Genomic DNA, 13,218 nt, shown 5'->3' with positions numbered 1-13,218 from the left:
AACAACTTTGCCCTGATTGTTAGGGGCTCTTCAGTGTGAAAAAAAGCCGTGAATAGCCAACGACCTGTAAACCTAGACCTAAGGACCATCAAACTCCCCATCACCGGCGTTACGTCGTTCCTGCACCGTGTTTCCGGCATCATCCTGTTCCTGGGCTTGGGCATCATGCTTTACGCATTGAGCAAATCCCTGGGTTCCGAGGAAGGTTACGCCGAGGTGAAGGCATGCTTGACCAGCCCGCTGGCCAAGTTCGTAGCATGGGGCCTCCTGTCCGCTCTGCTGTATCACCTGGTTGCCGGTGTGCGCCACTTGATCATGGATGCGGGTATCGGTGAGACGCTGGAAGGCGGCCGCCTGGGCTCGAAAATCATCATCGCCATTTCCGTGGTGCTGATCGTTCTGGCAGGAGTTTGGATATGGTAACCAGCGTTACGAACCTTTCGCGTTCGGGCCTCTATGACTGGATGGCACAGCGTGTGTCTGCGGTCGTTCTCGCGGCTTATTTCATTTTCCTGATCGGATACCTCGTCGCAAATCCAGGCATCAGCTATGAGCAATGGCATGGCCTGTTTTCCCACAATGCGATGCGAATCTTCAGTCTGCTGGCCCTTGTAGCCCTGGGCGCTCACGCCTGGGTCGGCATGTGGACCATCGCGACCGACTACCTGACGCCAATGGCGCTGGGCAAGTCCGCGACCGCAGTACGTTTCCTCTTCCAGGCAGTCTGCGGCGTTGCAATGTTCGCTTACTTCGTCTGGGGTGTGCAGATTCTTTGGGGTATCTGATTCATGGCTAACATTCCAACTATTTCCTTCGACGCCATCATCATTGGTGGCGGCGGTGCTGGCATGCGCGCAGCGCTGCAGCTGGCTCAGGGTGGTCACAAGACTGCCGTGATCACCAAGGTGTTCCCAACGCGTTCCCACACCGTATCGGCCCAGGGTGGCATCACCTGCGCCATCGCGTCCGCCGACCCGAACGATGACTGGCGCTGGCACATGTACGATACCGTCAAGGGTTCCGACTACATCGGTGACCAGGACGCTATCGAATACATGTGTCAGGAAGGCCCGGCTGCGGTGTTCGAGCTGGACCACATGGGTCTGCCGTTCTCCCGTACCGAGCAAGGTCGTATCTACCAGCGTCCATTCGGCGGCCAGTCGAAGGATTACGGTAAAGGCGGCCAGGCTGCCCGTACCTGCGCGGCATCCGACCGTACCGGTCACGCACTGCTGCACACCCTTTATCAAGGCAACCTGAAAGCCGGTACCACGTTCCTGAACGAGTACTACGCGGTAGACCTGGTGAAGAATGCCGACGGTGCATTTGTTGGCGTGATCGCCATCTGCATCGAAACCGGTGAAACCACCTACATCCGCGCCAACGCTACCGTTCTGGCGACGGGTGGTGCTGGTCGTATCTACGCCTCGACCACCAATGCCCTTATCAACACCGGCGACGGCGTCGGCATGGCACTGCGTGCTGGCGTACCGGTACAAGACATCGAAATGTGGCAGTTCCACCCGACCGGCATCGCCGGCGCCGGTGTACTGGTGACAGAAGGCTGCCGTGGTGAAGGTGGTTACCTGATCAACAAGCACGGCGAGCGATTCATGGAGCGTTACGCTCCGAACGCGAAAGACCTGGCGGGTCGTGACGTTGTAGCCCGTTCGATGGTTAAAGAGATCATCGCCGGCAACGGCTGTGGCCCGAACGGCGACCACGTACTGCTCAAGCTCGATCACCTGGGCGAAGAAGTACTGCACAGCCGCCTGCCAGGCATCTGCGAACTGTCCAAGACGTTCGCACACGTTGACCCGGTGGTTGCTCCGGTTCCGGTTGTTCCGACTTGCCACTATATGATGGGCGGCGTTGCCACCAACATTCACGGCCAGGCGATCACCCAGGACAGCGAAGGTAAAGACGCCATCATCCCTGGCCTGTTCGCAGTGGGTGAAGTGGCTTGCGTATCGGTTCACGGTGCCAACCGTCTGGGCGGCAACTCGTTGCTCGACCTGGTGGTATTCGGCCGTGCTGCCGGCCTGCACCTGGAAAAGGCGCTGACCGACGGTATCCATTACGACGACGCTACCGAAGCCAACATCAACGCGGCCATGGCCCGTCTGAACGCGCTGAACGAGCGCACCGATGGCGAAGACGTAGCCACCCTGCGTCGCGAGCTGCAAAGCTGCATGCAGAACTACTTCGGTGTATTCCGTACCGGCGAATACATGCAGAAGGGTATTGCCCAGCTGGCGGATCTGCGCAAGCGCATCGCCAACGTCAAGATCAACGATAAGAGCCAGGCGTTCAACACCGCTCGTATCGAAGCCCTTGAGCTGCAAAACCTGCTGGAAGTGGCCGAAGCGACTGCAATCGCGGCCGAGGTTCGTAAAGAATCCCGTGGTGCCCACGCCCGTGAAGACTTTGAAGATCGCGACGACGAAAACTGGTTGTGCCACACCCTGTACTTCCCGGGTGACAAGCGCGTAACCAAGCGTGCCGTGAACTTCTCGCCGAAGACGGTTCCGACGTTTGAACCGAAGATTCGGACTTACTAAGGGTGGCTGCCATGTTGAAAGTCAGTGTTTATCGCTACAACCCTGATCAGGACGCCGCGCCGTTCATGCAGGAATTCCAGGTCGATACCGGTGGTAAAGACCTGATGGTGCTGGATGTACTGGCACTGATCAAAGAGCAGGACGAAGGTTTCTCCTATCGTCGCTCTTGCCGTGAAGGTGTATGCGGTTCCGACGGCATGAACATCAACGGCAAAAACGGCCTGGCGTGCATCACGCCGCTGTCGGCCGTGGTCAAAGGCAACAAGCTGATCGTTCGTCCTCTGCCAGGTTTGCCGGTTATCCGTGACCTGGTCGTCGATATGAGCATCTTCTACAAGCAATACGAGAAAGTTAAGCCGTTCCTGCAGAACGACACGCCGGCTCCGGCCATCGAGCGTCTGCAGTCCCCTGAAGAGCGTGAAAAGCTCGACGGTCTGTACGAGTGCATCCTGTGCGCTTGCTGCTCGACCTCGTGCCCGTCCTTCTGGTGGAACCCGGACAAGTTCCTGGGTCCAGCTGCGCTGCTGCAAGCCTACCGCTTCCTGGCAGACAGCCGTGACACCAAGACGTCCGAGCGTCTGGCTTCACTGGATGACCCGTTCAGCGTATTCCGCTGCCGCGGGATCATGAACTGCGTCAACGTATGTCCCAAAGGCCTGAACCCGACTAAGGCCATTGGTCACATCCGTAACATGCTGCTGCAAAGCGGCGTGTAACTGACGTTGTAGCAAAGCAGGACCGTTGTGCCCGTAAATGCTACGGCGCAGGCTTCAACCGGCGCCGTAGTTTTAACTTGAGCAGCGACTTACAAAGCCGCGGCTCTTATTTTGAAGAAATGAGACAAGCAGGGGCATTCGGGTTGGTACCCGAACTATCAGCGTGATCCTAAGTGGCTTGTTTTGGTCGCTGCACTTGGCCTTTTGCAAGCAAACTCGGTGTTTTCGCCGGTGGTGTCCCCAAATCGAGGGTGACCAAGCATGCAAGAAAGCGTGATGCAGCGCATGTGGAACAGCGGCTATCTTTCAGGTGGTAACGCTGCCTATGTGGAAGAGCTTTATGAGCTCTACCTGCACGACCCTAACGCTGTGCCAGAAGAATGGCGCACCAAATTTCAGACGTTGTCTTCAGACGGCAACGCTGCCACCGATGTATCGCATGCAACAATTCGCGATCAGTTTGTGCTGCTGGCAAAGAACCAGCGCCGCGCCCAGCCGGTTTCCGCCGCAAGCGTGAGCAGCGAGCACGAGAAGAAGCAAGTTGAAGTACTGCGACTGATCCAGGCCTACCGGATGCGTGGCCACCAGGCGGCCCAGCTTGACCCGCTGGGGCTCTGGAAGCGTCCTGCACCTGCAGACCTGTCGATCAATCATTACGGCTTGACCAATGCCGATCTTGATACGACCTTCCGTGCCGGCGACCTGTTCATCGGCAAAGAGGAAGCGAGCCTACGCGAAATTCACGAAGCGTTGCAGCAGACATATTGCCGCACCATCGGCGCTGAATTTACGCACATCACCGATTCCGAGCAGCGCCACTGGTTCCAGCATCGCCTGGAAGGCGTGCGTGGCCGTCCGGTTCTGTCCGCCGACGTTCGCAGCCACCTGCTTGAGCGCGTGACCGCAGCTGAAGGCCTGGAAAAATACCTGGGTACCAAATACCCGGGCACCAAGCGTTTCGGTCTGGAAGGCGGCGAAAGCCTGATCCCGATGCTCGACGAGCTGATCCAGCGTTCCGGTTCCTACGGCACCAAGGAAATCGTGATCGGCATGGCCCACCGTGGTCGCCTGAACGTGTTGGTCAACACCTTCGGCAAGAACCCGCGTGAGCTGTTCGACGAGTTCGAAGGCAAGAAGAAGGTCGAGCTGGGTTCCGGTGACGTTAAGTACCACCAGGGCTTCTCGTCCAACGTGATGACCACCGGCGGTGAAGTTCACCTGGCCATGGCCTTCAACCCATCCCACCTGGAAATCGTTTCCCCGGTGGTCGAGGGTTCGGTCCGTGCGCGTCAGGATCGTCGCAACGACGCCACCGGTGAGAAGGTTCTGCCGATTTCCATCCACGGTGACGCGGCATTCGCCGGTCAGGGCGTGGTCCTGGAAACGTTCCAGATGTCGCAGACCCGCGGCTTCAAGACCGGCGGTACCGTTCACATCGTCATCAACAACCAGGTGGGCTTCACCATCAGCAACCCGCTGGACGCACGCTCTACCGAGTACGCGACCGACGTTGCCAAGATGATCCAGGCGCCGATCCTCCATGTGAATGGTGATGATCCGGAAGCCGTGTTGTTCGTGACCCAGCTGGCTGTCGACTACCGCATGCAGTTCAAGCGTGACGTGGTCATCGACCTGGTTTGCTACCGCCGTCGCGGTCACAACGAAGCGGATGAGCCTAGCGGCACCCAGCCGTTGATGTACCAGCAGATCACCAAGCAGCGCACCACCCGTGAGCTGTACGCCGAAAGCCTGACCAAGGCCGGCGTGGTTGACGATGCGCGTGTTCAGGCGAAAGTCGATGAATACCGCAACGCGCTGGACAACGGCCTGCACGTTGTGAAAAGCCTGGTCAAAGAGCCGAACAAAGAGCTGTTCGTGGACTGGCGCCCGTACCTGGGCCACGGCTGGACTGCCCGTCACGACACGTCGTTCGACCTCAAGACCTTGCAGGAACTGTCCGCCAAGCTGCTGGAAATCCCGGAAGGCTTCGTCGTACAGCGCCAGGTTGCGAAGATCTACGAAGACCGTCAGAAGATGCAAGCCGGCGGCCTGCCGATCAACTGGGGTTACGCCGAAACCATGGCGTACGCGACCCTGGCGTTCGAAGGTCACCCGATCCGCATGACCGGCCAGGACATCGGCCGTGGTACGTTCTCGCACCGTCACGCGGTTCTGCACAACCAGAAAGACGCAACCACCTACGTACCACTGCAACACCTGTACGAAGGCCAGCCACGTTTCGACCTGTACGATTCGTTCCTGTCCGAAGAAGCCGTACTGGCGTTCGAATACGGTTACTCGACCACCACGCCAAATGCGCTGGTGATCTGGGAAGCCCAGTTCGGCGACTTCGCCAACGGTGCCCAAGTGGTGATCGACCAGTTCATCACCAGCGGCGAGCACAAGTGGGGCCGCCTGTGCGGTCTGACCATGTTGCTGCCACACGGTTATGAAGGTCAGGGTCCTGAGCACTCCTCGGCCCGTCTGGAGCGTTACCTGCAGCTGTGCGCCGAGCACAACATCCAGGTGTGCGTACCGACGACCCCGGCCCAGATCTACCACTTGCTGCGTCGCCAGGTGATCCGCCCGCTGCGCAAGCCGCTGGTAGTGCTGACCCCGAAATCGCTGCTGCGTCACAAATTGGCCATCTCGACCCTGGAAGATCTGGCGGATGGTTCGTTCCAGACCGTGATCCCGGAAATCGACACGCTGGACGCGGCCAAAGTGACTCGCCTGATCCTGTGCAGTGGCAAGGTCTACTACGACTTGCTGGAAAAACGCCGTGCCGAAGGCCGCGAAGACATCGCCATCGTGCGTATCGAGCAGCTTTACCCGTTCCCGGAAGACGACCTGATGGAGGCCATTGCGCCTTACACCAACCTCACTAACGTGGTGTGGTGCCAGGAAGAGCCGATGAACCAGGGCGCGTGGTACAGCAGCCAGCATCACCTGCGTCGCAGCATGGGTAACCACAACAAGGCGCTGAACCTGGAGTACGCCGGTCGCGATGCTTCTGCTGCACCTGCATGTGGTTATGCGTCGATGCACGCCGAGCAGCAGGAAAAACTGCTGCAAGATGCTTTCACTGTTTAACGCCTTCGCGCTGACTGAAACCGAATTTTAAGGACCCACAGATAATGGCTATCGAAATCAAAGCCCCGTCATTCCCGGAATCGGTTGCCGATGGCACCGTTGCCACCTGGCACAAGAAACCAGGCGACGCTGTAAAGCGTGACGACCTGATCGTCGACATCGAGACCGACAAAGTCGTTCTGGAAGTGTTGGCTGAAGCTGACGGCGTACTGGGCGCAATCGTTGCCGAAGAAGGCGCTACCGTTCTGTCGAACCAGGTTCTGGGTTCGATCGAGGAGGGCAGCGCTGCTGCCGCTGCTCCTGCCGCTGCTGCACCGGCCGCCGCGGCTGCTCCAGCTGCCGCTCCGGCTGCTGGCGCTGAAGACCCGATCGCTGCACCGGCTGCCCGTCAGCTGGCTGAAGAGAACGGCATCAACCTGGCTTCCGTAAAAGGCACCGGCAAAGACGGTCGCATCACCAAGGAAGACGTGGTTGCTGCTGTTGAAGCCAAGAAGAACGCTCCAGCTGCTGCACCTGCCAAGGCTGCTGCCCCGGCTGCCGCTGCGCCTGTGTTCGCTGCCGGCGACCGCACCGAGAAGCGCGTTCCGATGACCCGTGTACGTGCCACCGTGGCCAAGCGCCTGGTTGAAGCACAATCGAACATGGCGATGCTGACCACCTTCAACGAAGTCGACATGACCGAAGTCATGGCGTTGCGTTCGAAGTACAAGGATCTCTTTGAGAAGAGCCATAACGGCGTGCGTTTGGGCTTCATGTCGTTCTTCGTGAAGGCGGCCACCGAAGCGCTGAAACGCTTCCCGGCAGTCAACGCTTCGATCGACGGCAACGACATCGTTTACCACGGCTATGCAGACATCGGCGTTGCCGTGTCCAGCGACCGCGGCCTGGTGGTTCCGGTTCTGCGTAACGCCGAACTGATGAGCCTGGCTGAAATCGAAGGCGGCATCGCCACCTTCGGCAAGAAAGCCCGTGACGGCAAGCTGACCATCGACGAGATGACCGGCGGTACCTTCACCATCACCAACGGTGGTACCTTCGGTTCGATGATGTCGACGCCGATCGTCAACCCACCACAAGCTGCGATCCTGGGCATGCACAACATCATCCAGCGTCCTATGGCCATCAACGGCCAGGTCGTGATCCGTCCGATGATGTACCTGGCGCTGTCCTACGATCACCGCCTGATCGATGGTAAAGAAGCCGTGACTTTCCTGGTGACCATCAAGAACCTGCTGGAAGACCCGGCTCGTCTGCTGCTGGATATCTGATAGAAGCAGCTGCAGGCCCTGGGGCAAACTGCCAGTCAAGGCAGCTTGACCCTGGGCTTGCGGCTTGAAAGCTTGCTGCTAAATAGAGGAACTATTTTCATGTCGCAGAAATTTGACGTTGTAGTGATTGGTGCAGGTCCTGGCGGTTATGTTGCCGCCATCAAGGCCGCACAACTGGGCCTCTCGACTGCTTGCATCGAAAAATACACCGACAAGGAAGGCAAACTGGCACTGGGCGGTACCTGCCTGAACGTCGGTTGCATTCCTTCCAAGGCGCTGCTGGACAGCTCCTGGAAATTCCACGAAGCCCAAGACGGCTTCGCGATCCACGGCATCAACCACGCTGGCGTGACCATGGACGTGCCAGCAATGGTCGGCCGTAAAGCCAACATCGTTAAGGGCCTGACTTCCGGCGTTGCGACCTTGTTCAAGGCCAACGGTGTGACTTCTCTGCAAGGCCACGGCAAGCTGCTGGCCGGCAAGAAGATCGAAATCACCAAGCCAGACGGTTCGGTTGAAGTCATCGAAGCTGAAAACGTGATCCTGGCGCCAGGTTCGCGCCCAATCGACATTCCACCAGCTCCAGTCGACAACAACGTGATCGTTGATTCGACCGGCGCCCTGGAATTCCAGGCTGTGCCTAAGCGCCTGGGCGTGATCGGTGCTGGCGTGATCGGCCTGGAACTGGGTTCCGTATGGTCCCGCCTGGGTGCCGAAGTGACTGTCCTGGAAGCCCTGGACACGTTCCTGCTGGCCGCCGACACCGCTGTGTCCAAAGAAGCCTTGAAAACCCTGACCAAACAAGGTCTGGACATCAAGCTGGGCGCGCGCGTAACCGGCTCCAAAGTGAATGGCGAAGAAGTCGTTGTTAACTACACCGACAAAGATGGCGAAAAAACCATCACTTTCGACAAGCTGATCGTAGCCGTTGGTCGCCGTCCAGTGACCACCGACCTGCTGGCTGCCGACAGCGGCGTGACCCTCGACGAGCGCGGCTACGTGCACGTTGACGATCACTGCGCGACCACCGTGCCTGGCGTGTACGCCATCGGCGACGTGGTGCGCGGCATGATGCTGGCACACAAGGCTTCCGAAGAAGGCATCATGGTTGTCGAGCGCATCAAGGGCCATAAAACCCAGATGAACTACGACCTGATCCCATCGGTTATCTACACCCACCCGGAAATTGCATGGGTCGGCAAGAACGAACAGCAGTTGAAAGCTGAAGGCGTTGAAGTTAACGTCGGCACCTTCCCGTTTGCCGCTTCTGGCCGTGCCATGGCAGCCAACGACACCGGTGGTTTTGTCAAAGTCATCGCTGATGCCAAGACTGACCGCGTATTGGGCGTCCACGTGATTGGCCCAAGCGCTGCAGAACTGGTTCAGCAAGGCGCTATCGGTATGGAATTCGGCACCAGCGCCGAAGACCTGGGCATGATGGTCTTCTCCCATCCGACCCTGTCCGAAGCGTTGCACGAAGCTGCGTTGGCAGTGAATGGCGGCGCCATCCACATCGCCAACCGCAAGAAGCGCTAAGCGAGATAATAAGAAACCACGGCGGAGTTGCCCGTCGTGAGCCTTGCGCGCAAGACTCACCGCGGAATATCCGCTGGACGCAGTCTTGCGCAGCTTTACGGGCGTTAAGCCCCGCAAGTTGCGCAAGCAGCAGTCACAGGTGGCGCGGCACTCATAATGAGCGCAGCGCCGAATGCGCAGTACCTAACGAAGACGGTAAAAAGCATGAATCTTCACGAGTATCAGGGTAAGCAGCTGTTCGCTGAATACGGCCTGCCAGTATCCAAGGGCTACGCAGTAGACACCCCGGAAGCAGCAGCAGAAGCTTGCGACAAAATCGGCGGCACTGAATGGGTTGTCAAAGCCCAGGTTCACGCCGGTGGTCGCGGTAAAGCGGGCGGCGTTAAGCTGGTTCGCAGCAAAGAAGACGCCAAGGCCTTCGCACAGCAGTGGCTGGGCAAGCGTCTGGTGACTTACCAGACTGATGCCAATGGCCAACCAGTCACCAAGATCCTGGTTGAATCGTGCACTGATATCGCTAAAGAGCTGTACCTGGGCGCTGTCGTTGACCGTTCGAGCCGTCGCATCGTGTTCATGGCTTCCACCGAAGGTGGCGTGGACATCGAGAAGATCGCTCACGAAACCCCAGAAAAAATTCTGAAAGCCACCATCGATCCACTGGTTGGCGCTCAGCCATTCCAGGGTCGCGAGCTGGCTTTCCAGCTGGGCCTGGAAGGCAAGCAAGTTGCCCAGTTCGCCAAGATCTTCGTAGGTCTGGCCAAACTGTTCCAGGATCACGATCTGGCCCTGCTGGAAGTGAACCCGCTGGTGATCAAGGCTGACGGCGATCTGCACTGCCTGGACGCCAAGATCAACATCGACGCCAACGCCATGTACCGTCAGCCTAAGCTGAAGACTTTCCACGATCCGTCGCAAGACGATCCGCGCGAAGCGCACGCTGCCAAGTTCGAACTGAACTACGTAGCCCTGGAAGGTAACATCGGTTGCATGGTCAACGGTGCTGGCCTGGCCATGGGTACCATGGACATCGTCAACCTGCATGGCGGCAAACCAGCCAACTTCCTCGACGTAGGCGGTGGTGCTACCAAAGAACGCGTGACCGAAGCCTTCAAGATCATCCTGTCCGACTCCAACGTCGCTGCAGTATTGGTCAACATCTTCGGCGGCATCGTTCGTTGCGACATGATTGCCGAAGGCATCATCGGTGCAGTGAAAGAAGTCGGCGTTAAAATCCCGGTTGTTGTTCGCCTTGAAGGTAACAATGCTGAACTGGGCGCTAAAGTACTGGCAGAAAGCGGTTTGAACATCATCGCGGCTACCAGCCTGACCGACGCTGCTCAACAAGTTGTTAAAGCTGCGGAGGGCAAATAATGAGCGTCCTGATCAATAAAGACACCAAAGTTATCTGCCAGGGTATTACCGGTTCGCAAGGTAGTTTCCACACCCAGCAAGCCATCGAATACGGCACCAAGATGGTTGGCGGCGTAACTCCGGGCAAAGGCGGCACCGAGCACCTGGGCCTGCCAGTGTTCAACACCGTGAAAGACGCTGTAGCTGCCACTGGCGCCACCGCCAGCGTGATCTACGTTCCAGCTCCTTTCTGCAAGGACTCGATCCTGGAAGCGGCATTCGGCGGCATCAAGCTGATCGTTTGCATCACCGAAGGCATTCCTACCCTGGACATGCTGGACGCTAAAGTTAAGTGCGACGAGCTGGGCGTAGTCCTGATCGGCCCTAACTGCCCAGGCGTGATCACTCCAGGCGAATGCAAGATCGGCATCATGCCAGGTCACATTCACTTGCCAGGCAAAGTCGGTATCGTTTCCCGTTCCGGCACCCTGACCTACGAAGCTGTTAAGCAGACCACTGACGCCGGTTTCGGTCAGTCGACTTGCGTCGGCATCGGCGGTGACCCGATCCCAGGTTCGAACTTCATCGACATCCTGAAGCTGTTCCAGGAAGACCCGAAGACCGAAGCGATCGTGATGATCGGTGAGATCGGCGGTTCGGCTGAAGAAGAAGCGGCTGCCTACATCAAGGCACACGTGACCAAGCCGGTTGTTTCCTACATCGCTGGTGTGACTGCCCCTGCTGGCAAGCGCATGGGCCATGCTGGCGCAATCATCTCTGGCGGCAAAGGCACTGCAGACGAGAAATTCGCTGCTCTGCAAGACGCAGGCGTTAAAACCGTGCGTTCGCTGGCAGACATCGGCAAGGCCCTGGCCGAGCTGACCGGTTGGGCTGTCAAGTAAGCCTCGCGCTTAGCTGACGCTTTACCAACACAAAGGCCACCTTCGGGTGGCCTTTGTGCTTTCCGCGTTTGCCCATTTGTTGGACGTCTACTCGGTCAACTGTGGGAGCTGGCTTGCCTGCGATAGCGGTGCGTCAGCCAACGAAAATGCTGGATGACACACCGCTATCGCAGGCAAGCCAGCTCCCACACGGGGTCGGGTTGTCAAATAAGGTATGAAAACGCGACATGAAGATGTCGCTTATCGGACAGTTCGCCCCGCAACAGTGCGTTCGTCAGCCAATTTCTGTAACCTAGCCGCCTCTTTATGCGTTCGCATCCCAAAAGGAAGCCACGCGCTAGACCGGTCGGCCGCCATAAGGGCCGGCAGCATTTCCCTCATCCATAGGGAATCCCTCTCTAAATTCCGATTCAGTAGTGTGGTATTTCCTCAAATGAAAGTGTTGAAAAGCCAGGATATCCTGGCGTTGGGCTTTATGACGTTTGCCCTGTTCGTGGGCGCCGGCAACATCATCTTCCCGCCTATCGTTGGTTTGCAGTCCGGGCCTCACGTCTGGATGGCAGCGCTGGGCTTCTTGATCACGGCAGTGGGCCTGCCGGTGGTCACCGTGATCGCCCTGGCCAAGGTCGGTGGCGGCATGGACGCGTTGAGTAGCCCGATCGGCAAGATCGCCGGTGGCCTGCTCGCGGCGGCGGCGTATCTGGCGGTAGGGCCGCTGTTCGCTACCCCGCGTACTGCGACCGTGTCCTTTGAAGTGGGCCTGGCGCCACTGACCGGCGAAAGCCCGCTGGCGCTGTTCCTCTACAGCTCGGTGTACTTCCTGGTGGTGTTCTTTGTATCCCTGTACCCGGGCCGACTGCTGGACACCGTGGGTCGCTTCCTTGCACCGCTGAAGATCATCGCTCTGGCCATCCTGGGTATCGCCGCATTTGCCTTGCCGGCCGGTGAAGTGGGTGTGGCAACGCCGGAATACGTAGCTGCACCGTTCTCCCAAGGCTTCATCAATGGTTACCTGACCATGGATACCCTGGGCGCGCTGGTGTTCGGCATCGTGATCGTCAACGCGATCCGCTCCCGGGGCGTCGAGTCGCCAAAACTGATTACTCGCTACGCCATCATCGCTGGCCTGATCGCCGGTGTCGGTCTGGCACTGGTGTATATCAGCCTGTTCCGCCTCGGTTCGGGCAGCCATGCAGTTGCCGCCGGTGCCAGCAATGGCGCAGCGGTGCTGCACGCCTATGTGCAACACACCTTTGGTTCCCTGGGCAGCGGCTTCCTGGCCGTGCTGATCTCCCTGGCGTGCCTGGTGACGGCGGTGGGCCTGACCTGCGCCTGCGCCGAGTACTTCAGCCGTATCCTGCCGTTGTCCTACAAGGCGCTGGTGGTGATCCTGGCGCTGTTCTCGCTGTTCGTGTCCAACCTGGGCCTGACCAAGCTGATTGCGTTCTCGATCCCGGTGCTCACCGCGATCTACCCGCCATGTATCGTGCTGGTGGCCCTGAGCTTCTGCAAAGACTTCTGGCAGGAGCAGGGCCGTATCGTGGGCCCGGTGATGCTGGTGTCGTTCATCTTTGGTTGCATCGATGCGCTTAAGGGCGCAGGCCTGGCGGATTGGATGCCATCGCAACTGGCGCACCTGCCGCTGAGCGAGCAGGGCTTGGCGTGGCTGGTGCCTTCGGTGATGACCCTGGCTGTCGCGGTAGTGGTTGACCGTATGCTGGGCAAGCGCAGCGAAGCGATCGCTTAAACGCTTTTGACGCTGTACAGAAATGCCCCGTATCAATCGATACGG

The 13,218-nt window shown here is 58.6% G+C and carries 10 protein-coding genes; all 10 read left to right on the top strand.

What is annotated here, in order from left to right; translation table 11 throughout:
• The first annotated feature begins 48 nt into the window (after positions 1-48).
• The 10 genes from sdhC (at position 49) to brnQ (ending at position 13,173) form a co-directional block, all read left to right on the top strand.
• Complete coding sequence (gene sdhC, locus ACVWVP_RS09300) at positions 49-423, top strand: succinate dehydrogenase, cytochrome b556 subunit (RefSeq protein ID WP_016979564.1); 375 nt, start codon at positions 49-51, stop codon at positions 421-423.
• Positions 417-785 carry a succinate dehydrogenase, hydrophobic membrane anchor protein gene (gene sdhD / locus ACVWVP_RS09295; RefSeq protein ID WP_016974690.1) on the top strand — a complete coding sequence of 123 codons (369 nt, stop codon included), beginning with the start codon at positions 417-419 and terminating at the stop codon, positions 783-785. Before sdhC ends, sdhD begins: the two co-directional genes overlap by 7 nt.
• Before the next feature lie 3 nt (positions 786-788).
• Positions 789-2,561 (top strand): succinate dehydrogenase flavoprotein subunit, encoded by a 1,773-nt coding sequence (gene sdhA, locus ACVWVP_RS09290; RefSeq protein WP_176996495.1) that lies wholly within the window; start codon positions 789-791, stop codon positions 2,559-2,561.
• An 11-nt stretch (positions 2,562-2,572) separates the two neighbouring features.
• A complete protein-coding gene (locus ACVWVP_RS09285; protein WP_003172807.1) occupies positions 2,573-3,277 on the top strand; it encodes a succinate dehydrogenase iron-sulfur subunit in 705 nt (234 codons plus the stop codon).
• A 261-nt stretch (positions 3,278-3,538) separates the two neighbouring features.
• Positions 3,539-6,370, top strand: coding sequence for a 2-oxoglutarate dehydrogenase E1 component (locus ACVWVP_RS09280; protein ID WP_178921962.1), 2,832 nt, complete (start codon positions 3,539-3,541; stop codon positions 6,368-6,370).
• Positions 6,371-6,414: 44 nt separating this feature from the next.
• Positions 6,415-7,638: a 2-oxoglutarate dehydrogenase complex dihydrolipoyllysine-residue succinyltransferase gene (odhB, locus tag ACVWVP_RS09275; RefSeq protein ID WP_017255679.1), complete on the top strand. Its 1,224-nt coding sequence runs from the start codon at positions 6,415-6,417 to the stop codon at positions 7,636-7,638.
• A 99-nt stretch (positions 7,639-7,737) separates the two neighbouring features.
• A complete protein-coding gene (gene lpdA, locus ACVWVP_RS09270) occupies positions 7,738-9,174 on the top strand; it encodes a dihydrolipoyl dehydrogenase (protein ID WP_178921960.1) in 1,437 nt (478 codons plus the stop codon).
• A 204-nt stretch (positions 9,175-9,378) separates the two neighbouring features.
• Positions 9,379-10,545, top strand: coding sequence for an ADP-forming succinate--CoA ligase subunit beta (sucC, locus tag ACVWVP_RS09265; protein WP_003233235.1), 1,167 nt, complete (start codon positions 9,379-9,381; stop codon positions 10,543-10,545).
• Positions 10,545-11,426: a succinate--CoA ligase subunit alpha gene (sucD, locus tag ACVWVP_RS09260; protein ID WP_003172813.1), complete on the top strand. Its 882-nt coding sequence runs from the start codon at positions 10,545-10,547 to the stop codon at positions 11,424-11,426. Before sucC ends, sucD begins: the two co-directional genes overlap by 1 nt.
• A 433-nt stretch (positions 11,427-11,859) precedes the next feature.
• Complete coding sequence (gene brnQ / locus ACVWVP_RS09255; protein ID WP_178921958.1) at positions 11,860-13,173, top strand: branched-chain amino acid transport system II carrier protein; 1,314 nt, start codon at positions 11,860-11,862, stop codon at positions 13,171-13,173.
• Positions 13,174-13,218: the final 45 nt, after the last annotated feature.

Source organism: Pseudomonas sp. TE24901 (assembly GCF_054058375.1).
This window is presented reverse-complemented; position numbering and strand designations above follow the sequence as displayed.

Coding starts and splice junctions, on each gene's coding strand:
- sdhD (WP_016974690.1), top strand. CDS start 417: ATGGTAACCAGCGTTACGAACCTTTCGCGTTCGGGCCTCTATGACTGG.
- sdhA (WP_176996495.1), top strand. CDS start 789: ATGGCTAACATTCCAACTATTTCCTTCGACGCCATCATCATTGGTGGC.
- ACVWVP_RS09285 (WP_003172807.1), top strand. CDS start 2,573: ATGTTGAAAGTCAGTGTTTATCGCTACAACCCTGATCAGGACGCCGCG.
- brnQ (WP_178921958.1), top strand. CDS start 11,860: ATGAAAGTGTTGAAAAGCCAGGATATCCTGGCGTTGGGCTTTATGACG.
- ACVWVP_RS09280 (WP_178921962.1), top strand. CDS start 3,539: ATGCAAGAAAGCGTGATGCAGCGCATGTGGAACAGCGGCTATCTTTCA.
- sucC (WP_003233235.1), top strand. CDS start 9,379: ATGAATCTTCACGAGTATCAGGGTAAGCAGCTGTTCGCTGAATACGGC.
- lpdA (WP_178921960.1), top strand. CDS start 7,738: ATGTCGCAGAAATTTGACGTTGTAGTGATTGGTGCAGGTCCTGGCGGT.
- sucD (WP_003172813.1), top strand. CDS start 10,545: ATGAGCGTCCTGATCAATAAAGACACCAAAGTTATCTGCCAGGGTATT.
- odhB (WP_017255679.1), top strand. CDS start 6,415: ATGGCTATCGAAATCAAAGCCCCGTCATTCCCGGAATCGGTTGCCGAT.